The 20,483-nt window shown below is 67.3% G+C and carries 25 protein-coding genes and 1 riboswitch; of the genes, 14 read left to right on the top strand and 11 right to left on the bottom strand.

Annotated elements, in window-relative coordinates; all coding sequences use genetic code 11:
• Window positions 1-34: 34 nt before the first annotated feature.
• Entirely contained in the window at window positions 35-721 is a 687-nt protein-coding gene (locus ACFU4Z_RS29145) for a response regulator (RefSeq protein ID WP_379069074.1), read from the bottom strand.
• Window positions 721-2,082: a sensor histidine kinase gene (locus tag ACFU4Z_RS29140; protein ID WP_379069071.1), complete on the bottom strand. Its 1,362-nt coding sequence runs from the start codon at window positions 2,080-2,082 to the stop codon at window positions 721-723. The genes ACFU4Z_RS29145 and ACFU4Z_RS29140 overlap by 1 nt, the downstream gene beginning before the upstream one ends.
• Window positions 2,083-2,228: 146 nt before the next feature.
• Here ACFU4Z_RS29140 and ACFU4Z_RS29135 point away from each other — a divergent pair, with 146 nt between their 5' ends.
• Entirely contained in the window at window positions 2,229-3,131 is a 903-nt protein-coding gene (locus tag ACFU4Z_RS29135; RefSeq protein ID WP_379069068.1) for an ABC transporter ATP-binding protein, read from the top strand.
• A complete protein-coding gene (locus tag ACFU4Z_RS29130; RefSeq protein WP_379069065.1) occupies window positions 3,128-3,991 on the top strand; it encodes an ABC transporter permease in 864 nt (287 codons plus the stop codon). Before ACFU4Z_RS29135 ends, ACFU4Z_RS29130 begins: the two co-directional genes overlap by 4 nt.
• Before the next feature lie 102 nt (window positions 3,992-4,093).
• Here ACFU4Z_RS29130 and ACFU4Z_RS29125 read toward each other — a convergent pair whose 3' ends face one another.
• Window positions 4,094-4,729 carry a TetR/AcrR family transcriptional regulator gene (locus ACFU4Z_RS29125; protein ID WP_379069062.1) on the bottom strand — a complete coding sequence of 212 codons (636 nt, stop codon included), beginning with the start codon at window positions 4,727-4,729 and terminating at the stop codon, window positions 4,094-4,096.
• A 109-nt stretch (window positions 4,730-4,838) separates the two neighbouring features.
• On the opposite strand from ACFU4Z_RS29125, the gene ACFU4Z_RS29120 reads away from it, so the two are divergent.
• The 3 genes from ACFU4Z_RS29120 (at window position 4,839) to ACFU4Z_RS29110 (ending at window position 6,465) form a co-directional block, all read left to right on the top strand.
• Window positions 4,839-5,486, top strand: coding sequence for an FMN-dependent NADH-azoreductase (locus ACFU4Z_RS29120; protein ID WP_379069059.1), 648 nt, complete (start codon window positions 4,839-4,841; stop codon window positions 5,484-5,486).
• Window positions 5,486-5,806, top strand: coding sequence for a DMT family transporter (locus tag ACFU4Z_RS29115; protein ID WP_379069056.1), 321 nt, complete (start codon window positions 5,486-5,488; stop codon window positions 5,804-5,806). Before ACFU4Z_RS29120 ends, ACFU4Z_RS29115 begins: the two co-directional genes overlap by 1 nt.
• Before the next feature lie 218 nt (window positions 5,807-6,024).
• Window positions 6,025-6,465 (top strand): OsmC family peroxiredoxin, encoded by a 441-nt coding sequence (locus tag ACFU4Z_RS29110; protein ID WP_379069053.1) that lies wholly within the window; start codon window positions 6,025-6,027, stop codon window positions 6,463-6,465.
• A 65-nt stretch (window positions 6,466-6,530) separates the two neighbouring features.
• Here ACFU4Z_RS29110 and ACFU4Z_RS29105 read toward each other — a convergent pair whose 3' ends face one another.
• The 4 genes from ACFU4Z_RS29105 to mhuD form a co-directional block, all read right to left on the bottom strand.
• Window positions 6,531-7,034, bottom strand: a complete 504-nt coding sequence (locus tag ACFU4Z_RS29105; RefSeq protein WP_379069050.1) for a hypothetical protein — start codon at window positions 7,032-7,034, stop codon at window positions 6,531-6,533.
• Window positions 7,035-7,070: 36 nt separating this feature from the next.
• Window positions 7,071-7,895, bottom strand: a complete 825-nt coding sequence (locus tag ACFU4Z_RS29100; protein ID WP_379069047.1) for a CbtA family protein — start codon at window positions 7,893-7,895, stop codon at window positions 7,071-7,073.
• A complete protein-coding gene (locus ACFU4Z_RS29095; RefSeq protein WP_328408545.1) occupies window positions 7,886-8,080 on the bottom strand; it encodes a CbtB-domain containing protein in 195 nt (64 codons plus the stop codon). Before ACFU4Z_RS29095 ends, ACFU4Z_RS29100 begins: the two co-directional genes overlap by 10 nt.
• Before the next feature lie 30 nt (window positions 8,081-8,110).
• A riboswitch (cobalamin riboswitch) is annotated at window positions 8,111-8,279 on the bottom strand.
• Between the two features lie 67 nt (window positions 8,280-8,346).
• The gene (mhuD, locus tag ACFU4Z_RS29090; RefSeq protein ID WP_379069044.1) at window positions 8,347-8,661 is read right to left on the bottom strand and encodes a mycobilin-forming heme oxygenase MhuD; all 315 of its coding nucleotides are present in this window, start codon (window positions 8,659-8,661) and stop codon (window positions 8,347-8,349) included.
• Between the two features lie 97 nt (window positions 8,662-8,758).
• Here mhuD and ACFU4Z_RS29085 point away from each other — a divergent pair, with 97 nt between their 5' ends.
• The gene (locus ACFU4Z_RS29085) at window positions 8,759-9,502 is read left to right on the top strand and encodes an alpha/beta fold hydrolase (RefSeq protein ID WP_379069041.1); all 744 of its coding nucleotides are present in this window, start codon (window positions 8,759-8,761) and stop codon (window positions 9,500-9,502) included.
• A gap of 3 nt (window positions 9,503-9,505) precedes the next feature.
• Here ACFU4Z_RS29085 and ACFU4Z_RS29080 read toward each other — a convergent pair whose 3' ends face one another.
• The gene (locus tag ACFU4Z_RS29080) at window positions 9,506-10,396 is read right to left on the bottom strand and encodes an A/G-specific adenine glycosylase (protein ID WP_379069299.1); all 891 of its coding nucleotides are present in this window, start codon (window positions 10,394-10,396) and stop codon (window positions 9,506-9,508) included.
• Window positions 10,397-10,552: 156 nt separating this feature from the next.
• Between ACFU4Z_RS29080 and ACFU4Z_RS29075 the strand changes: the two genes are divergently transcribed.
• Entirely contained in the window at window positions 10,553-11,176 is a 624-nt protein-coding gene (locus ACFU4Z_RS29075; RefSeq protein ID WP_379069038.1) for a carbonic anhydrase, read from the top strand.
• A 122-nt stretch (window positions 11,177-11,298) separates the two neighbouring features.
• On the top strand, window positions 11,299-11,976 hold the full coding sequence (locus tag ACFU4Z_RS29070) for a hypothetical protein (RefSeq protein WP_379069035.1): 678 nt from the start codon (window positions 11,299-11,301) through the stop codon (window positions 11,974-11,976).
• A gap of 456 nt (window positions 11,977-12,432) precedes the next feature.
• On the opposite strand, the gene radA is transcribed toward ACFU4Z_RS29070, so the two are convergent.
• Window positions 12,433-13,839 carry a DNA repair protein RadA gene (gene radA / locus ACFU4Z_RS29065; protein ID WP_379069032.1) on the bottom strand — a complete coding sequence of 469 codons (1,407 nt, stop codon included), beginning with the start codon at window positions 13,837-13,839 and terminating at the stop codon, window positions 12,433-12,435.
• Between the two features lie 112 nt (window positions 13,840-13,951).
• Window positions 13,952-14,620 (bottom strand): hypothetical protein, encoded by a 669-nt coding sequence (locus ACFU4Z_RS29060; RefSeq protein ID WP_379069029.1) that lies wholly within the window; start codon window positions 14,618-14,620, stop codon window positions 13,952-13,954.
• A gap of 360 nt (window positions 14,621-14,980) precedes the next feature.
• Between ACFU4Z_RS29060 and carD the strand changes: the two genes are divergently transcribed.
• The 6 genes from carD to ACFU4Z_RS29030 all read left to right on the top strand — a co-directional run bounded on the left by carD (window position 14,981) and on the right by ACFU4Z_RS29030 (window position 19,472).
• Window positions 14,981-15,469 carry an RNA polymerase-binding transcription factor CarD gene (gene carD / locus ACFU4Z_RS29055; protein ID WP_011206964.1) on the top strand — a complete coding sequence of 163 codons (489 nt, stop codon included), beginning with the start codon at window positions 14,981-14,983 and terminating at the stop codon, window positions 15,467-15,469.
• A gap of 2 nt (window positions 15,470-15,471) precedes the next feature.
• Window positions 15,472-16,170 (top strand): 2-C-methyl-D-erythritol 4-phosphate cytidylyltransferase, encoded by a 699-nt coding sequence (gene ispD, locus ACFU4Z_RS29050; RefSeq protein WP_379069027.1) that lies wholly within the window; start codon window positions 15,472-15,474, stop codon window positions 16,168-16,170.
• A 2-nt stretch (window positions 16,171-16,172) separates the two neighbouring features.
• Window positions 16,173-16,640: a 2-C-methyl-D-erythritol 2,4-cyclodiphosphate synthase gene (ispF, locus tag ACFU4Z_RS29045; RefSeq protein ID WP_379069296.1), complete on the top strand. Its 468-nt coding sequence runs from the start codon at window positions 16,173-16,175 to the stop codon at window positions 16,638-16,640.
• Between the two features lie 66 nt (window positions 16,641-16,706).
• On the top strand, window positions 16,707-18,134 hold the full coding sequence (cysS, locus tag ACFU4Z_RS29040) for a cysteine--tRNA ligase (protein ID WP_379069024.1): 1,428 nt from the start codon (window positions 16,707-16,709) through the stop codon (window positions 18,132-18,134).
• Window positions 18,134-19,114, top strand: a complete 981-nt coding sequence (rlmB, locus tag ACFU4Z_RS29035; RefSeq protein WP_379069021.1) for a 23S rRNA (guanosine(2251)-2'-O)-methyltransferase RlmB — start codon at window positions 18,134-18,136, stop codon at window positions 19,112-19,114. Before cysS ends, rlmB begins: the two co-directional genes overlap by 1 nt.
• Before the next feature lie 79 nt (window positions 19,115-19,193).
• Entirely contained in the window at window positions 19,194-19,472 is a 279-nt protein-coding gene (locus ACFU4Z_RS29030) for a DUF4190 domain-containing protein (RefSeq protein WP_379069018.1), read from the top strand.
• Window positions 19,473-19,475: 3 nt separating this feature from the next.
• On the opposite strand, the gene ACFU4Z_RS29025 is transcribed toward ACFU4Z_RS29030, so the two are convergent.
• Window positions 19,476-20,285, bottom strand: coding sequence for an enoyl-CoA hydratase/isomerase family protein (locus ACFU4Z_RS29025; protein WP_379069015.1), 810 nt, complete (start codon window positions 20,283-20,285; stop codon window positions 19,476-19,478).
• Window positions 20,286-20,483: the final 198 nt, after the last annotated feature.

The following is a 20,483-nucleotide window of genomic DNA, read 5'->3' as shown; positions in this document are numbered from 1 at the left end:
GCGAGCCTGCGGGGCGGGGCCGCGGTGCTGCTCGCTACTGCCAGCCGGGGCGGACCAAACCGGATTCGTAGGCCATGACGACGAGCTGGGTGCGGTCGCGGGCGTCGAGCTTCATCAGGATTCGGCTGACGTGCGTGCGGGCCGTGGCCGGGCTCATGAAGAGGCGCTCGCCGATTTCGGCGTTGGTGAGACCCTCGGCAACCAGGATCATCACCTCGCGCTCGCGGTCGGTGAGTTCGGTGAAGGCCGCGGGCGGCGGTTGTTTGGCGTGCGCGGAGAACTCGGCGATCAGGCGGCGGGTGACGCCGGGGGACAGCAGTGCCTCACCCGCGGCGACCACCCGGATGGCGCGCACGAGGTCGGCCGGTTCGGTGTGTTTGACCAGGAAGCCCGTCGCACCCGCGCGCACGGCCTCGAAGACGTATTCGTCGAGCTCGAAGGTGGTCAGCACGACCACCTTCACCTCGGCGAGCTTCGGGTCCGCCGCGATCATTCTGGTGGCGGCCAATCCGTCGAGGATCGGCATCCTGATGTCCATCAGCACCACATCGGGGGCGAGGCCGCGGGTCATCCGCACGGCTTGTTCGCCGTTGTCGGCCTCACCGATCACCTCCATGCCGTCCTGGGCATCGAGCAGCGCGACGAAACCGCCGCGCACCAGCGCCTGATCGTCGGCGACCAACACCCGTATCGGCGCCTCGGCTGCGCGATGGTCTGTCATCACACCTCCTGAGTGGTGGATCCGCTGGGGTTGTCCGCGTCCTCGGTCGGCACCCTGACCGGTAGCCGGGCCGCGACCCGGAATCCGCCGCTGGGCCGTGGGCCCGCGGTGAGTGCGCCGCCGAGCGCGTGCGCCCGCTCCCGCATGCCGATGACGCCGTTGCCACCGCTGGATCCGGACCTCGATGGGGTGCCGGTGGGTCGGGTGTTGTCGACGGTGATGTCGACTGTGTCCGCGGTGTAGCGCACGGTCACCGTCGCCGCAGCGCCTGGCGCGTGCCGTGCCACATTGGTGAGCGATTCCTGGATGATCCTGGCCGCCGCCACGTCGATGACGCTCGGCAGTCGGTGCGCGGTGCCGATTATCCGGGTGTCCACGGTCAGTCCGGCGGTGCGGGCCCGCTGCAGGAGGGTGTCGAGATCCTCGATGCTCGGTGCGGGGGTCCGTGGCGCCGCGGCGGGGCGAAGCGGCGGCGGCGATTCGGGCTGCCCGCTGTCCGTGTTGTTCGAATGACGTTGCGCGCGCGTGGAATCGCGGCCTGCGGCGAAGCCGTTGGTCCGCTCGTGCGAGGGCTCGGCCTGCGCTTCCTGTGCCTCGGCGGCCGTCGCGCCGGTGCGAATCGCGTGCAACAACGTGTGCACCTCGGCCAAGGCGTCCTTGCTCGCGGTCTTGATCGCGGCCAGCGCCGACTCCGCCTGCTGCGGTTTCTTGTCGATCAGTTCCAGCGCCACCGATGACTGCACATTGATCAGCGAAAGGCTGTGGGCCAGCACATCGTGCAGCTCGCGTGCGATGGCGAGGCGCTCCTCGCTGGCCCGCCGCTGCCGCTGCGCCTGCTCGTCACGGCGGGCTGCTTCGGCCCGCTGCCTGCGCGCCACCAGCACCGCCTGCCGCTGCCTGATGCCCTCGGCGATCGAAATCAGCACGCCGAGCCAGGCGATCATGCCGAAAGCCAGCCACGGGTCGGCCGGGTGCCCGATCAGCGCGGGCAATGGCCAGACCAGTGCGAGATAGCCGATCGGCACGAGCGGATAAGTCCACCACCGCGATCCGATGACCGCCGCGGAAATGAAGGCGATAACCAGTGAAATGAAGATCGGGCCGTAGCCGTAGCCGCGCAGCAGATACACCGCGCAGGACGCGATCGTCACAAGTAGCACTGGCAGCGGCTGTGATCGGCGCAGGAGGAGGGCGAAGGGGCCGACGAGCAACAGCGCGTACCCGAGCACGTCCAGCGAGTGCACGCCGGTTTGGCGCATGTTCGCATTGCGCCCACCGGCAAGCTGGATCACCCCGACGACGAACGCGAGGCCCCAGTCCCGAACGACCGGGCCACGTTTCGATTCCCCTGGCGCTGTCACCCCTGCAGCCTATTAGGCCGCCGCGCGCTGAGCGTCCGCCGCGCTGCGTATTCGCCGGGTACGTCGCGAGCGTAGGCCTGGTTACGTACGTCGGCCCGCGCCGCGCGGCGGATGCGGCGGACCTGGTCGGGGCGGATTCTCGGTGCATGACAGATTCCATCGTGGTCACCGCAGGGCTGACCAAACGCTATGGCGCCCACACCGCCGTCGACCGCGTGAGCATGAGTGTCGGGGCCGGTGAGATCTACGGATTCCTCGGCCCGAACGGCGCGGGCAAGACGACCACCTTGCGCATGCTGGTCGGCCTGATCCGCCCGAGCGGCGGCACCGCGACCGTGCTCGGCCGTACGCCGGGTGACCCGGCGGTGGTCCGCCGCATCGGCGTCCTCATCGAGGGCCCCGGCTTCTATCCCTACCTGTCCGGCCGCGACAACCTGCGGGTGCTCGCGAAATACCGGGGCCTCGACCGTGCCGCTGTCGAGGAGGCGCTCGACCGGGTCGGACTCGCAGGCCGCGCCGCCGATAAGTTCCGCACCTATTCCCTCGGTATGAAGCAGCGCCTCGGCGTCGGCGCGGCCCTGCTCGGCCGTCCCGATCTGCTGATCCTCGACGAGCCGACGAACGGGCTCGACCCGCAGGGCATGGCCGAAATGCGGGAGCTGATCACCACTCTCGCCGGTGACGGGCACACGGTGCTGCTATCGAGTCACATGCTCAGTGAGGTGCAGGAGATCTGCGACCGCGTCGGCGTCATCTCCGGCGGCACCTTGCTCGTGGAATCGACGGTGGCCGAATTGCGTGGCGCCTCTTCACTATTGGTGCGCGCCGAGCCGCTCGAGCTGGCCTTCCCCGCGGTGCGGCAGGTGGTCGGTGATCGCTCGGCGCTGTTGACGGCGGGCGGTATTCGGATCGAAACCGGTGCCGAAACTGCCCCCGCCGTCGCCCGCGCGGTGATCGAGGCAGGCGCGGATCTGCTGGAACTGCGAATCGACGAACGATCCCTCGAAGAAGTCTTCTTCGAAATGACCCAGCTGGAGGCGGCGAAATGAATGGGCAGGCAAGGAAAGATCTGCTGGCGAGCACCAGCGCGGAGCTGCTCCGGCTGCGGAAGTGGCCCGCGTTCTGGATCATTCTCGGCACTTGGATTCTGTTGAATCTCACGTTTTCGTACGTGTTCAACTACCTCGCCTACGGCTCGGGTGAATCGTCGCGTATGTCGACTGGGCAGCCCAAAGAGATACTGCTGCAGCAAATGCTGCCCGCCGCCGTCCCGGAAGTCTTCACGCAGGGCATGGCCATGTTCGGCGGCGCGTTGATGCTCATCCTCGGCGCCTTGACCATCGGCAGCGGATATGGCTGGGGCACCTGGAAGACAGTGTTCACCCAGGGGCCGTCGCGGATCACCTCGCTCGGCGGTGCGGTGGTGAGCCTGGCGTTCGTGGTTGTGGCGCTGGTCTGCGTCGCTTTCGCGGCGGATATCGGTGTCGCGTCGGTCATCGCGCTCTCGCAGTCACAGTCGCTCGCGCTGCCAGGTTTCGGTCAGGCTGTGAACGGAATCATCACCGGGGCAGCGATTCTCGGAATGTGGACGCTGGCAGGCGCGCTGATCGGCGCAATCGCCCGTGGTCCTGCGCTCGCCGTAGGTCTCGGTCTGGTCTGGGTGCTGGTTGTGGAGAATTTGCTGCGCGGTGTCGCCGGAATATTCGAGCCGATCACGGCGATCACCGATCATCTGCCCGGCACGGCGGCAGGATCGATGGCCGGTGCGATGCGCACGGTGCATGGCCCGGCGACGCCGGGTGTGCTCGATATTCTGTCGCGAACCGAGTCGTTGATCGCGCTCGTCGGCTATATGGTCGTGTTCATCGCGAGCACATTGTTGTTGGTGCACCGGCGCGACATGGTCTGATTGTCGGAGGAATTCCGAATACCTCGAAACCGTTGGCGGACAACAGTTCGTCAGCGGTTTCGGCATGTTCGCGCTTGCCGGGCAGAGGGGGCGAAATTCCGATCAACTCGTGGCCGAGCCGATGACGAGATGAGCGAGCTTGCTCAGCGCCTGGGCAATGTGTGCCGCGCTCGAGCCGCGTTCACGTTGATGCTGAAAAACCTCGGCGGCCAATGGCGCGAGCAGCGGATCAACAAGTGCGTCGGGATCTGCGACGCCCCCGGCGACAAGCAGCGACCGCACATGCAGATACCAGAACCCGTATGCGCCGGTGCGGAACCGCGCCCCGCCGCTCTCGGCGCCGAGCACCAAATGCGCATGTGCTTCGAGCAATTCGACCATGGCCGTGTAGAAAGCCGCGAGCCGCTCGTCCGGCGGTGCGCCCGGCCCGAGCGGCGGATCGCCGCGCAGCAACTTCTCCTGCAGCGCGCGCTCGTGCTCGTCCAATAGCGCGACGGCGATCGAATTCTTGTCCGGATATCGGCGGTAGAGCGTGCCGCGGCCGACGCCTGCCGTCTTGGCGATGTCGTCCATCGTCACGGTGCGCGGATCGCGGGTGGCGAACAGTTCGGCGGCGGCGGCGAGGACCTTGGCGCGATTGCGTGCCGCGTCGGTGCGCTCGGCGGGCGCGGGCGCGATCGCTTCCGGTGGCGTCGCACTCGACGAAACGCCGGTGAGCAGGTCGGATCGGGGGTCCATGTCTCCGACTGTAGTCGACTCGGGAACAAGTGGACAAGATGTCCACTTAGCGCTAATGTCCTTCTCGACATAAAGCGGACATAATGTCCAGTTAATTGGAGGCCTGACAATGAGCACACTGCTGCACCTCGACGCGAGTGCCCGCCGTACATCGATCAGCCGCGAGGTGAGCGCCGCCTTCGCCGATGCCTGGCGCGCCGAAAACCCCGAAGGTGGCTACCTCTACCGGGATCTGGCGGCGAATCCGGTGCCGTTCATCGGTGAGGCCTGGACCGAGTTGTGCGACGCGGTGCTCGCCCTCGACAGCACCGACCTGGATCGGCTCCCGGAACTGGTCCGCACCCCGGCCCAGGTCGAAGCCTGGGCGATCGTGGCCCCGTTGCTGGCAGAGCTATTGGCCGCCGATGTGATTCTGATCGGCACCCCGATGTACAACTACTCGATCCCCGCCTCGCTCAAGGCGTGGCTCGATCAGATCACCTTTCCGCGAATGTCGTTGGGACACAGGCGATTCGTCGTAACTACCGCCCGCGGCGGCGCCTACTCGCCGGGCGCTCCCAAGGCCGCTTTCGACTACCAGGAGCGCTTTCTGCGCGACTTCTTCGCAGGCCACTTTGCGGTGCACGACAACGTCTTCGTCAACGTCGAACTGGCCAACTCCCGTCAGGACCCACTGATGGCGACACGGCGCGGCGAGCACGACGCGTCCTACGCCGCCGCCATCGACACCGCCCGCAACCTCGCGAAGGAGTACTGATGAACTGGCTCGTTCTCGGCGTGGCCGGCGTGGTGGAGATCATCTGGTCGCAGAGCATCAAACCCACCGAGAACTTCACCCGCCTCGTCCCCACGGTCATCTGCTTCATCCTGGGATCCGTGGCGGTCTACCTGCTGTCCCGAGCCATGCAGACCCTCCCCGTCGGCACCGCCTACGCGATCTTCACCGGCATCGGCGCCGTCGGCGCGATCGGCCTCGGCATCATCGTCAACAAGGACCCGCTCAGCGCGGGCAGACTCCTCTCCCTATCCCTGATCCTCGGCGGCATCGTCCTCGCCCGCGTCACCAACCCGGACTAGTTCCTTCACCCCAGGTGACAACTGATTTCGCGAGCACATGAGTAATTCACCGGGCACGGGCCAACGGAGCAACTCACTCACCGCCGGGCGCCAACGCCATCCTCGCGGCACCTGAGTTCGGCCTGGATTCGCGGGGAGGCGGATGAGCCCTGAATACGCGGAGAGGCGGACCAGCGTAGGTTCGGTGTGTTTCACGTAACAACATCGAAAGGACCGTGATGCCCACACGTACCGCGCGCACCGCTTGGACCGGCTCTCTGCAGGAGGGTTCGGGACAGGTCGAGCTGGCCAGCTCCGGCGTTGGCAAGTACGACGTGTCGTTTCCCAAGCGTGCCGCCGACGATGCCGACGGCACCACCAGCCCGGAGGAACTGATCGCGGCGGCGCACTCCTCATGCTTCGCGATGGCCCTCTCGGCGCAGATCGCCAATGCGGGCGGCACGCCGGAGAGCTTGGATGTCACCGCCGACGTCACCCTCGGCCCTGACCCGGACGGCGGATTCCGCATCAGCGGCATCAAGCTGACCGTCCGCGGCAGGGTCGCCGGGCTCGACGCCGATGGTTTCGCCGCCGCGGCTGCCGCCGCGAAGGCGGGCTGCCCGGTCAGCAAGGCACTGGCAGGCGTCGACAACATCACGCTGGACGCCGCGCTCGCGTAAGCAAGGTGATTTCCCGGTTCCTCGCGCCTACCGGCCGATCGGCCGAGGTGCGAGGAACCGAGTGTTCACCAGGACGGCCGGGCCGCGCGAAAGTAGCGACGGGCGGTGGGGTGGTACATCGCGGGGATCGCGACCAGGACGGCGAGAATGTGTCCGGTCCGGAAGATCCCGGTGAACACCGCCGCCGGGCCGAGATCGTCGAAGAGATCGCCGATTTCTTTTGCGGACAACGTGGCGGCAGCGGGCTCGATGATCAGCGAGGCGAGCCCGACTATCCCGATGCCGATGGTCAGGACGGCACGGGCCCAGCGGGCGCCGTGCGCCATCCGGATGGCGACGGCGAGAACCATCAGGTAGATGACGCCCCGCACAGCTAGGCCGGTGGTGAGGGAACCCACATCGGCGTTCGGGCTGTCGACCCGCACCGCGACATAGGTGATGGCCTCGCCGACGCCGCAGAGCAGTGCGGCGACGAGGCCGGTGAATGCCACCGAAACAGCGCGCGGTGGGCGCGCGGGATGCTCGGCGCGCAAGGGTGCTGGCCAAACGGAAAAGGCAGTGCCGGTCATAAGACCAACACTGCCTTCGACATTCCGAAGCGCGGATCAGCCCGCGGTAGCGACCTGCTCTCGTACCGGAGTGCTAGGACGCGTGGCGAATTCGGTGAGTGCCGCGAAGCCCAAGCCGAGGCACGCCCACAACGTGGCCGATTCGGCCAGCGAGGCCGCCCGGAACTGCCACAGCAGGGTCGCGGGGAAATCGGCCTTCACTTCGTTCACGCCGGGCAGCAGGATGTAGCCGACCGCCGCGATCAGCACGAAGGCCCCGACACCGGCGATCAGCCGGAACGTCTCGAGCTGTGCCGCAAGGGCTTTGTAGACGAACACGCCGATGCCGACCGCCGCGAGGCCGAGCAGCACCGCCGCCACCCACAGCCAGGTGCGGTCGTTGATCGTTTCCGGATCACCCACCGCGGGTGGGTTCGCGGGGTATTTGAAGAACGGCACGGCCACGATCGCCGCCCAGCCGCCGACAGCGAGGCCGATCGCGAGCTTGGGGCCCGACAGTGTGGTGTACCGACGTGCGAAATGCGCGGCCGCGGCGAAGATGGCGCCGAACGCCATTCCGGCGAGCCCGAGCGCGAGGAATTGACCCGCTTTCTGCCCGGTCCGGCTCACCAGCGGTTCTTCCTCGTCGCCGTGCGAATGTCCTGCGGTCGACTCGGCATGCGCCGCTTCCGCAGCGGAATTGGCCTCTTCGATGGCAATGGCGGCGTCCACCTTGGGCTCGCCGACGAAGTAGCCCACCGTACCGGCCAGCAGGCCGGCGATGAGGCCGGCCAGAAGGCCACGTATCAGTAGGGTTTTCAGCGAGCCGAGCAGGGGGACGGCAGCCGACAGAGTCGGCGAAGCAGGTGAATTCAGTGGCATGGGACACCGAGTAGGTGACGTCCGTCGTGCATCAGCTCGTGCATGAACATCCCGCTACGCGAGATGGCCCCCTGATCGAAGCCGACCAGGTACAGCGTGAGAAGTGCGAGAAGAACGACGCCCACTGCGATGAGCAGTGTTGCGAGTGAATCGGTTGCCCGGCTCGGTGAATGCGCGATGGCCATTCGAATCCTCCTAGGGATGCGCGTCCCGTCGAGTGGTCGGTGCGATGGTGCCGGCGTCTGGCTTTCCGGCACCAGGACTCGAAAACGACCCCTCGATGCATGGAACACAGTGGCGCGACCGCTCCGGATTCGCACCGGAATTACCGCATCACCATCGCGTTTATCTCCTCGAACTGTGACACCTGCGAGCACCCGGCGTCAATACGGTCGCCGGGTTACCGACGCAACGGTGGGCGATTCACCCGGCCGGGTGCGCCGGTCTCGCCTCAGGAGGCGGGTTTCGCGGCGACGTCGAGCACGACCTCGAATTCCAACAGCGACGCACCCGTGGAAACCGGCTTCTGCCGCTCGCCCGCGTGCGCTTCGCGCGCGGGCCCGTCCCGCCACGCCGCGAAGGATTCCTCCGAATCCCACTGGGTGACAACGAAGTAGCGATTCTCGCCGGCGACGGGGCGCAACAATTGGAAGCCGAGGAATCCCGGCGAGCCCTCGACCGCGTGCGCGCGGTGGGCGAACCGCTTTTCCAACTCGGGACCCGCGCCTGCAGGAACCTCGATTGCATTGATCTTCACAACTGGCATGGGTTCGACAATACGTTTGCCGATCGATCGGTCATCACGCGCAAGCCATCAGGGGGCCGTGGAGACACGAGGACACACGCGCTGCACAATCAGCAGAGTGTTGCATGACGAAGGTGGGGCACGGGTACCGATCCTGCTGTTGCACGGGTTGATGGGCAGTGCTCGCACCTGGGGAGATCAGCTGGATTGGCTGCGCGGGTTCGGGCATGTTTTTACCTTCGATGCTGCTGGGCACGGTCGACCAGCGCCCGTTGAACTCACTACTGAGGCGTTCATCGAAGATCTGGCGGCGGCTACGGCGCAGATCTCCGAGCCCATGGTTGTGATCGGGCATTCGATGGGCGGGCTGCACGGGTGGGTGTTTGCCGCGGACTATCCCGATCGGGTGCGTGCGCTGGTTGTCGAGGACATCGCACCGGATTTCACCGGACGGACGGCTCAGGATTGGGCGGCGATGATCGAGGCGTGGCCGCCGTTTCCGGATGAGGATGCGGTGCTGGACTTTTTCGGTCCGGTCGCTGGGCGGTATTTCCTGAATTCGTTCGAGCGCGGGGCGGACGGCTATCGGCTGCACGGTTCGGTCTCGACCTTCCGTGATATTTCCGAGGAGTGGGGTACCCGCGATTTCTGGGCGCAGTGGAAGGAAGTCACGGTGCCCGCGCTGCTGATCGAGGGTGAATTCACCATTACGCCGGAGGGGCAGATGCGGCAGATGGCCGTCGTACACCCCGACGCCGTGTATGTGAAGATCCCGAACTCCGGCCATCTCGTGCACGACGACCAGCCCGAGCGGTACCGCGCCGAGGTCGAGGTGTTCCTGCGCCGGGTCCTGGGCGAGTAGCCGTCAGCCGACCGGTTGGCCGCCCTCGCCCGCGAGCGCGAACAGGCCCTCGGCGGTCTGCTCGATCAGTCCGTCGATGAGCAGCGAATCCAAGGCGCGGTCGCGTTGGCCCGGATCGCGAGTCCAGGCCAGGTCGAGGCGCACCCGTTCCACCGGTCCGGTGGCATCGCGCAGCACATCGAGCAGCCTGCCCCGAGCCTGCCGGTCGGTGCCTTCGTACTTCTGGGTGCGCCGGACGACCTCCGACGCCGGCCTGCCCGCGGCCACCCACGCGCACCGCGGCAGCGGGCAGCGATCGCAGTCGGGGGTTCGCGCGGTGCACACCGTCGCACCGAGTTCCATCAGCGCCGCGGAAAATACCGCGGCCCGATCGATCTGCCGCGGTAGCAGCGCCTCGGTCTCGGGCAGATCGCGCGACGACGGGTTGCCCGCCTCCGCGCGGCCGTGCACCGCACGGGCCACGACCCGGCGAACGTTGGTGTCCACCACCGGAACTCGCTGACCGTAGGCGAAGCAGGCCACCGCGCGCGCGGTGTACGCGCCGATCCCGGGCAGCCCGAGCAGCAGGTCGACCTCGGCGGGCACCTCGTCGCCGTACTGCTCGGCGAGCACCCGCGCGCATTCGTGCAGCCGTAGCGCGCGGCGCGGATATCCGAGCTTGCCCCACGCGCGCAGCACCTCGGCCTGCGACGAGGCGGCCATCGCCGAGGGCACCGGCCAGCGGGCAACCCACTCACGCCAGATCGGCTCGACTCGTACCACCGGCGTCTGCTGCAGCATGATCTCGCTCATCAGAATCTGCCACGCCGTCACCTCGGCCCGCCGCCACGGCAGATCCCGCGCGGTGCGTTCATACCAATCCAGCAACACCCCAGCGTCGATGCTCTTGTGCACCGAGTTGGTCGTGCTCGATACGCCCGCACCCTTGTGCGCTGCGCCGCTCTTCGGCACCGCCCTCACCGTTCCTCGCGTGTTTCGGCCAGTCGATATTTGCCAACCTGTAACGAAACGAACTCGCTGGTAACCAATTTGATGTGCACAATGGTCGGTATGCCTGATTCCAACCCGGTCAGTGCCTGGAAATCCCTCCGCGAGGGCAACGAGCGCTTCGTCAACGGCAGTCTGCTGCATCCTAGCCAGGGTGCCGTGGACCGAGCCAAGCTCGTCAGTGGCCAGCACCCGTCCGCAATCCTGTTCGGTTGCGGAGACTCTCGCGTCGCGGCCGAGCTCATCTTCGACCAGGGCCTCGGCGACATGTTCGTGGTGCGCACCGCGGGCCATGTGGTCGACAGTTCGGTGCTCGGGTCGATCGAGTACGGCGTGCAGGTGCTGAACGTGCCGCTCATCGTGGTGCTCGGACACGACAGCTGCGGCGCGGTGAAGGCCACCATCGACGCGCTGGACGGCGGCGAGGTGCCGGGCGGTTTCATTCGCAGCGTGGTCGAGCGGGTCACGCCATCGATTCTGATCGGTCGCAGGGAGGGTCTGTCCACCGTCGACGAGATGGAGGCCAGGCACGTGGTGGAAACCAGCAGGCTCCTCATGCAGCGCTCGATGATCATTTCGCAGCGGGTGGCCACCGGCGAGTGCGCTATCGCCTGTGTCACCTACAAGCTGGCCGACGGCCGGGTCGAGCTGCAGCGTGTCGTCGGCAACATCGGCGAGCTCGCCTGAATCGATAACCGGAGCGTTTCCCCAGCGTGCGGGGCCGAATTCGGTCGCCACGTTCGCCTTTTCCGCCCCGACACGCCGGAGCCCTGAGTCGCTGGGCCCGATCGTGCCCTTACCGTTGAGGCGTGCTGGAACCGAATGGACCGCTGCCTCCGGAGATCTATTGGCGTCGCCGCGTTCTCGCCATCGGAGTCCTGGTCGTAGCGCTCGCGCTGGTGATCTGGCTGGTGGTGATGTTCGCGCGTGGCGGTGATTCCCCCGGCAGCGTCAAGGCCGCGGCGAGCTCGTCGTCGGTGACCAAAGCTGCCGAAGGCTCGTCGGCCAAGCCGTCGGCCGGCGCGGAATCGAGTGCGCCGAAGCCCTCCGTCAGTGCGCCCGCGACGCCGAGCGGCAACAACCCGGTGGCGCAGGGCCAGTGCCCGGATCAATCGCTCGCCGTGCGGGTGACGGTGGAGCAGCCCACCTACAAGATCGGTGAGACTCCGGTGTTCGGCATCGTGATCACCAATATCTCGACGGCGCCGTGCTCACGCGATGTCGGCTCGGGTCTCCAGCAGGTTTCCGTGCTCAGCCTCGACGGCCAGCGCAGGCTGTGGTCGAGCACCGACTGTTACCCGGATGGCCAGCCCGACCTGCGGACATTGAACCGCGGCGAACAGGCGGCCTTTACTGTCACCTGGTCGGGCTCGACGTCACAGCCCAACTGTGCGGGCGATCGCGTGCCGGTGCCCGCGGGCGCGTATGCGGTTGTCGCGCAACTTGGTTCGGTACGTAGCTCGGTAGAGCCTTTCAACATCGCTTGAGTTGTGTTTTTTGGCAGCGCCTGCGGCGCCGCGTGTTCGCGGCCCCCTTGGTCTCGCTTCCGAGCCGTCGAGACTTGCGCCTTCGGCGCGTGCGCTTCGACGGCTCGGAAGCGAGACGGGCCGCGAACTCTAGGGCTCGGTCTCGCTTCGCTCGGAAGGTGTCATCGTGCCGAGTGGGGGCGTTGGTGGCTGAGCTTGCGGCTTCGGTGGACGCGTCTCGGCTGTTGTGGAGGCGCGATGGGCCGTGAACGCTGGTGCTGGGTCTCGCTGCGCTCGGAAGACATCATCGTGCCGAGTGCGTGTCGGTGGCTGAGCTTGCGGCTTCGGCGGATGTGCTTTGGGTGCTCCGGCATGAGCCGGGCCGGGCACTTTGGGGCTCGAGTTCGTTCTGCTCGGTGTCGGCGTTGTAGCGAGTGGGCGTCGGTGGTGATGCCGCGAGTGTGTGGGATGCGCTTGCTAGAAGTCAGCTGCTTTCTCCGCGGGGGCCTTGCGGGGTTTGCGGAGGCTTGCGAGGCGGATGGCCGATTTCAGGTCGGTGACTTCGTGGACTTTCATACCGCTCTTGGACCGCTCCACTCCGGGTGGCACCAGAGCTGTGGTGAAGCCGAGGCGTTCGGCTTCGGCCAGTCTGCGCGCGATTCCGGTTACCTTGCGCACTTCGCCGGCCAGGCCGACCTCGCCGAGAATCACCCAGCCGGGCGGCAGTGCGATGTCGGATTCGGCGCTGGCGATGGCCAGCGCGATGGCCAGGTCCGCGGCGGGCTCCAGCAGTCGCATGCCGCCGACCGTCGCGGCGTAGACGTCGTGTTTGCCGAGGAAGACCCGGCCGCGGCTCTGCAGTACAGCAAGGACCATCGCTACCCGGTTGTAGTCGAGGCCGCTGACCGCCCGGCGTGGCTGGGGAATCTCGGTGTTCACCGTCAGCCCTTGGACCTCGGCGACCAGCGGTCGTTTGCCGTCCATGGCCACGGTGACCGCGGTGCCGGGGACCGAATCGGTGCGGTGGTGCAGAAATAGCCCGGACGGGTCGGTGACGCAGGCGATGCCGTCGTCGTGCAGTTCGAAGCAGCCGACCTCGTCGGCGCCGCCGAAGCGGTTCTTGATGCCGCGCACCATGCGCAGCGTGGAGTTCTTGTCGCCCTCGAACTGGAGGACGACATCCACCAGGTGTTCCAGGGTGCGCGGGCCCGCGATGTTGCCGTCCTTGGTGACATGCCCGACGAGTAGCACCGCGATCCCGCTCGCCTTGGCCAGCGAGGTCAGCGCCGCGGCCACCGCGCGCACCTGGGTGACGCCGCCGATGGTCCCGTCCACATCGGGAGCGAGCATGGTCTGCACCGAGTCGACGACGAGCAGCGAAGGACGCACCTGCTCGACATGCCCGAGCACCACCGAAAGATCCGACTCCGCCGCGAGGTACACCCGCTCGTGCACCGCGCCGGTGCGGTCGGCGCGCAGCCGGACCTGACCGGCCGACTCCTCCGCGGTGACATACAACGACTTCTCGTCGCGCTGATTCGCCCACCGATGGGCGACCTCGAGCAGCAGCGTGGACTTGCCGACTCCCGGCTCGCCGGACAGCAGCACGACCGATCCCGGGACGATGCCGCCGCCGAGCACCCGATCGAGCTCCGAGACGCCGGTCGGCCTGGCCTGTGTCACCTTCGAATCGATCTGCGAGATCGGCGCCGCCGCGGTGCTCGGCAGCATCGCCCGCCGCCCCGCGGGTGCGCCCGCACCGCCCGCCGACCCGGCTACCTCGTTCACCGTGCCCCACGCGCCGCATTCCGGGCACTTGCCCACCCACTTGGCGACCTCGTGCCTACAGGCCGAGCACTGGAAGATCGACTTGGTCTTTGCCACAGGCGCACCTTACGTACCGCGTCCGACAACCGGGCTGGACGGAAAAGAAAACGGCTGCCGCGCCATGCGCGACAGCCGTGTTCATCCCGCGCGAAGGCGGGTCACAACCAGCTCAGTGGCCGCCCTTGGCGGGCTCGGCCGCGCCGGACTTGTCGGACTCGTGCCGCTCGGTTCCGGCGCCGGCGTCGACGGGCACCTGGACCTGAATGGTGCCGCCCTGCTTGAAATTGAACTTGACGGCGTAGGTGAGGCCGGGGGTGATGTCCCTGGTCAGGCCGCTGATCTCGATGGTCGCGGGCTTGGCGGCCGGGTCCTGGGACGGCTTGTCGCCTGCGGCGGGCGCACCGTGCCCGGTCGTCGGCGTCGCGTCATGGGCATCGGGCTTGGCCGCGCCGTGCCCGGCGGATGCTCCCGCGACAACGGTCTGCTGTGGCGCGATCTCGAACTTCGCGTCACCCGCGGGCCCGGTGATCTTCACGGGGCCGAGGTCGGTGGTGATGCTGGTGAGCTCGTCCGGAACCGACTCGCTGTTGTTGATGATCGACAGCGCGATGAGCGCCTTGCCGCCCTGCGCATTGTTGTAGCCCTCGCCGGGGTAGACGATGTGCACGTTGCGCAGCGAGATCTTGTTGATGTCGGCGCTGTTGCCGTTCACGGCGGCGACCTGCGTCGCGGTCTGTGAGATCTGGCCTGCACCGCAGCCGGACAGTGCGAGCGCCGCTCCGGCGGCGAGTGCGGCAACCGTCACCATGCGACGTCGCGCCCCCTTCGAGGCGGTCACAGCTTTCAGGGCAGTCACGGGTTGTCCCTCCATGTCGACCGGGCACACTCCGCTAGGGAGAGTAGTAACTAGGGAGCGTAGTAGTTGGCTCAACCGAGCGGGCGCGGGGGCTCGCGACTCGCGGGTGGTTGGTAACAGTTCGGTCGAATGTCGCGGGGTTGCAGGGGTACTGCCGCTCGCGTCGATCGGCCGATGTGGTAATCGCGCCGGTCGTTAACTCGTTCTGGCACAACGTAATGCACACCAGGTGGGTTCTGTCAACCCCCGCAATGCGCTCGTTGTGGCCCTGACCTGCACAGTTGATCGCGCCGTTACCGAGTCGCATGTTAAACTGTGAACATCGAAAGGGGCACGGGACACATGATTTTTAAGGTCGGAGACACCGTCGTTTACCCCCACCACGGAGCGGCGCTGATCGAAGCAATCGAGACTCGCACCATCAAGGGTGAGCAAAAAGAGTATCTGGTCCTGAAGGTCGCCCAAGGTGACCTGACTGTGCGCGTTCCCGCAGAGAACGCCGAGTATGTCGGCGTGCGTGACGTAGTCGGCCAGGAGGGTCTCGATCGAGTCTTCCAGGTGCTGCGGGCGCCGCACACCGAAGAACCGACTAACTGGTCTCGTCGTTACAAGGCCAACCTGGAGAAGCTCGCCTCCGGCGATGTGAACAAGGTTGCCGAGGTCGTCCGCGACCTGTGGCGTCGTGAGCAGGACCGCGGTCTGTCCGCGGGCGAGAAGCGGATGCTTGCCAAGGCCCGTCAGATCCTTGTCGGTGAACTCGCGCTTGCCGAGGGCACCGATGACGGCAAGGCTGAGACGCTGCTCGATGAGGTTCTCGCAGCGGCTTCCTGACCGTGAATGTTGTACACAACGGCGGCTGCGTCGTTGCGTTGGTACCTGCCGCCGGCCGCGGCGTTCGTTTGGGTGAAAACACGCCCAAAGCGTTCGTCGCGGTCGGCGGCACACCTATGGTCCGACTGGCCGTAGATGGCCTGATCGCCTCCGGGGCGGTCGACCGAGTCGTGGTCATGGTCCCCGCCGAATTCGTGGAGAGCGCCGTCGCCCTACTGCCTGTCACGGACTCGGTGCAGGTGGTCGTCGGCGGCGCCGAGCGCACCGACTCGGTGCGCGCCGGCATCGGCGCAGCGCCGGACGCCTCCTATTTCCTCGTGCACGACGCCGCCCGAGCCCTGACACCGCCCGAGCTGATCGCGCGGGTCGCCGCCGAGTTGCGCGCGGGCCACCGCGCGGTAGTCCCCGCGCTGCCCGTTGTCGACACCATCAAGTCCGTCGATTCGCACGGCGCAGTGATCGGCACCCCCGACCGTGCGGGCCTACGCGCCATCCAGACCCCGCAGGGCTTCGCCGCCGATCTGTTGCGCGCGGCCTACGCGACCGATGTCCAGGCCACCGACGACGCCGGGCTCGTCGAGCTACTCGGCACCCACGTGCGCACGATTCCCGGAGACCCCTTGGCTTTCAAGATCACCACTCCGCTCGATCTCCTGCTCGCGCAGGCGGTGCTCGACCGCATGGACGCGAGGACATCGTGAGCATGCGGGTCGGCATCGGCAGCGATGTGCACCCCGTCGAGCCGGGTCGCCCCTGCTGGATGGCCGGATTGTTCTTCGGCGGCGACGACGGCTGCGCGGGGCACTCCGACGGCGATGTCGCGGCGCACGCACTGTGCGACGCGCTGCTCTCGGCGGCCGGACTCGGCGACGTGGGAGCGGTGTTCGGCACCGGAAGGCCCGAGTGGGAAGGCGTTTCCGGCGCGGCGATGCTCGAGGAAGTGCGCAGGTTGATCGACGAAGCGGGCTTCGGCATCGTCAATGCGGCGGTGCAGGTCATCGGCAATCGACCCAAGATCGGTCCGCGCCGCGCCGAGGCGCAACAGGTGCTCGGCGAACTCCTCGACGCACCGGTTTCGGTCTCCGGAACAACCACGGACGGACTGGGTCTCACTGGTCGCGGGGAGGGTGTCGCGGCAGTGGCTACCGCGTTGCTGGAGGCGCGGGTATAGCATCCGGCCGGTCACACCCCGAGCCGGGCCGTGAACCCGCAGGTACACCAGCTAGTATCGACGGTCGTGACGCTGCGCCTCTTTGACACCGACACGCGGACCGTGCGCGATTTCGCGCCCTTGGTCCCCGGCCGTGCTTCGGTGTATCTCTGTGGCGCCACCGTTCAGGGTGAACCGCACATCGGTCATGTGCGCAGCGGAGTCGCGTTCGATGTGCTGCGGCGCTGGCTGCTCGCACACGACTACGACGTCTGGTTCATCCGGAATGTCACCGACATCGAGGACAAGATCCTGACCAAAGCCGCCCAGGCCGACCGGCCGTGGTGGGAATGGGCCTCGACCTATGAGCGGGCCTTCGATCGCGCCTACTGCCTGCTCGGCGTGCTGCCGCCGTCGGCGGAACCGCGGGCGACCGGTCACATCACGCAGATGGCCGACCTCATGCAGCGGCTGATCGAGCGCGGGCACGCCTACGCCTCGGAGGGCAACGTCTACTTCGACGTACTCAGCTATCCGGACTACGGCAAGCTGTCGGGCCACCGAATCGACGATGTGCACCAGGGCGAGAGTCTCGGCCACGGCAAGCGCGACGCCCGCGACTTCACGTTGTGGAAGGCCGCGAAGCCCGGCGAGCCGTCCTGGCCGTCGCCGTGGGGGCCCGGCCGCCCCGGCTGGCATCTGGAATGCTCCGCGATGGCCGAGTTCTATCTCGGCCCCGAATTCGATATCCATTGCGGCGGTATGGATCTGGTGTTCCCACACCACGAGAACGAGATCGCCCAGTCCAAGGCCGCCGGTGACGGCTTCGCGCGCTACTGGCTGCACAACGGCTGGGTGACCATGGGCGGCGAGAAGATGTCCAAGTCGCTCGGCAATGTGCTTTCCGTGCCCAATGTGCTCAAACAGGTTCGGGCCGTGGAACTCCGGTTCTACCTCGGCAGCGCGCACTACCGTTCGATGCTGGAGTACTCGGACAAGGCGCTGCACGACGCCGCGCAGTCCTATCAACGCATCGAGGCCTTCATTCATCGGGTCGTGGAGCGGGTGGATGACATCCCGGTCGGGAAGTGGACCGACGCGTTCGCCGCCGCCATCGATGACGACCTCGCCGTGCCGAAGGCGCTGGCCGAGATCCACTCCGTGGTCCACGAGGGCAACAAGGCGCTGGAAGCGGGCTCGATCGACACCGCCCGAGATCTGGCCGGACAACTGCGCGCCATGCTCGGCATTCTCGGAGTCGACCCGCTCGATCCGCATTGGTACACCCCCGAGGACAACTCGGTCGCCCTCGGTGCGCTCGACGTGCTGGTGCGTGCGGAGCTCGAGCGCCGCCAGCAGGCGCGCGCCGACAAGGATTGGCCGAGCGCCGATGCCGCGCGGGACCGGTTGCAGGCCGCAGGCATCGAAGTGACAGACACCCCTGACGGTCCGGAATGGTCGCTGGCCGCTACAACATCATCGCCTGGCGCGGTGCAAAGTGGAAAGGCGAACTGATGGCAGGCAATTCACAGCGTCGAGGCGCAATTCGTAAGGGCGGCACCAAGAAGGGCGCGGTCGTCGGCTCTGGCGGGCAACGCCGTCGCGGCCTCGAGGGGCGCGGTGCGACGCCGCCCGCCGTCGAGCGCACCAAGCATCCCGCGGCCAAGCGGGCCGCCGCCAAGGCGAAGGCCGAGGCAAAGGGTCGTCCCGGTCCACGCGGTGCGGCAGGACGCGCGGCAGGCCGCAAGAACGACGACGCGCCGGAGATGGTGCTCGGCCGCAATCCGGTCGTCGAATGCCTGCGTGCCGGTGTTCCCGCGACGGCGCTGTACGTCGCGGTCGGCACCGAGAACGACGAGCGGCTGACCGAGAGCGTGAAGATCGCCGCCGACGCGGGCATCTCCATCCTCGAGGTGCCGCGTACCGATCTGGATCGGCTGAGCGCCAACGGTTTGCATCAGGGCGTCGGGTTGCAGGTGCCGCCGTACCGGTATGCGCACCCGGACGATCTGATTGCCAAGGTGCGGGATTCGGCCGAGCCCGCCCTGCTGGTGGCGCTGGACAATATCTCCGATCCGCGCAACCTGGGCGCCGTGATCCGCTCGGTGGCGGCGTTCGGCGGGCAGGGCGTGCTGATCCCACAGCGCCGCAGCGCGAGTGTCTCGGCGGTGGCCTGGCGCACCAGTGCGGGCGCCGCGGCCAGGCTCCCGGTCGCCCGGGCCACGAACCTGACTCGCACACTGAAGGATTGGGCCGCCCAGGGCTGCCAGATCGTCGGTCTCGACGCGGGCGGCGACACCACCCTCGACGACTTCGACGGTCGCGAGCCGACTGTCATCGTGGTCGGCTCGGAAGGCAAGGGCCTGTCGCGGCTGGTTCGCGAGACCTGCGACTCGGTCCTCGGCATCCCGATGGCGGGCCCCGTGGAATCGCTGAACGCCTCGGTCGCGGCGGGTGTGGTGCTCTCCGAGATCGCCCGTCAGCGCCGCGCCTGAGCGACGACTCGACACAGGCCGACAAACTCGGGCACGCCATTGGGCGGCAAAGTGACTCTCGCCCCGTAGAATTCGGGCGGTGGTGATACCCAACCAGCCCATCGGCCAGCCGGTCGAACATCCGAACGCGACGGCTGTGTTGTTCCTGGGCGCGGCCAGTCTGATCTGCTGTGGTCTGCTCGGGCCGGTGGCCTGGGCTCTCGGCAAGCGCGCCCTCGACCAGATCGAGGAATCCGGCGGCGCCTTCGGTGGCCGTGTTCAGGTGATGGTCGGGTACATCCTCGGCATCGTCGGCACGATCCTGATGGTCTGCTGGGCCGTGCTCTTCCTGTTGGTCATGATCAACGGCAACGCGTAGGCGTCAATCGAGGCTCGGGCGCTCGGATTCGCCTTTGCTGTCCCACGCGGGCCATTCCTCGCTGATGCTGCCGGTCCAATGGGGCTGTCTGCGATCGCGGAAGGCCGCCATCGCCTCGCCGCCATCGATGCTCTTGGCGACGTGCTCGTTCAGGTCACCCTCGAGTTGGCCGACCACGGTCGGGCTCATTCCGAGCCCCTCCCACAGCAGTCGCTTCGAAAGCGCGACCGGCAGCGGCGCCGAACCGTTCGCGATGTCGTGCGCGATCGCCAGCGCGGTCGGCACCACCTCGCCCGCGGGCAGGCAGCCGTTGGCGAGGCCCATCGCCTTGGCCTCGTCGCCGTCGAAGGTCCGGCCGGTCAGCATGATGTCCGCGGCATTGGCCATACCCACCAGCCGCGGCAGCGTCCAGTGCGCGTAGCCGTCGGCGAGGACGCCGCGTCGCACCTGGTTGAGCCCGTACACCGCATCCCGTGCCATGTACCGCAGATCGCACTGGAGAGCCAGCGCGAGCCCGATACCGACCGCGTGGCCGTTCACCGCGGCGATCACCGGTTTACGCACCCGCCACGGTGGCGGGTCGATGGTCGCGCTGACATCACCCACCCGATTGGACAGGTCAGCGCCCGCGCAGAACGCGGGCGGCGTGCCGGTCACGACGACCGCGCGAATCGCATCCTCGGCGTCGCAGCGCGCCAGCGCGGCACTGAGTTCGGCAGCCATCGCCGGTGTGACGGCGTTCTGCTGAGCGGGACGATTGAGCGTGAGCACGGCGATGCCCGCAGAGACATCGACGAGCAGTTCCGGACTCATGCCACTGGATGGTAATGGAGTTTGATTTGCAGCGCCTGCGGCGCTGCGTGTTCGCGGCCCCCTTGGTCTCGCTTCCGAGCGGCCGAGACTTGCGACTTCGTCGCGTGCGCTTCGGCCGCTCGGAAGCGAGACGGGCCGCGAACTCTAGTGCTCGATCTCGCTTCGCTCGGAAGGTGTCATCGTGCCCAGTGGGCGCGT

It is taken from the genome of Nocardia sp. NPDC057440, assembly GCF_042802915.1.
Taxonomy (GTDB): Bacteria; Actinomycetota; Actinomycetes; order Mycobacteriales; family Mycobacteriaceae; genus Nocardia.
The sequence above is the reverse complement of the archived record's forward strand: the minus strand, read 5'-3'. Positions and strand labels throughout refer to the sequence as shown.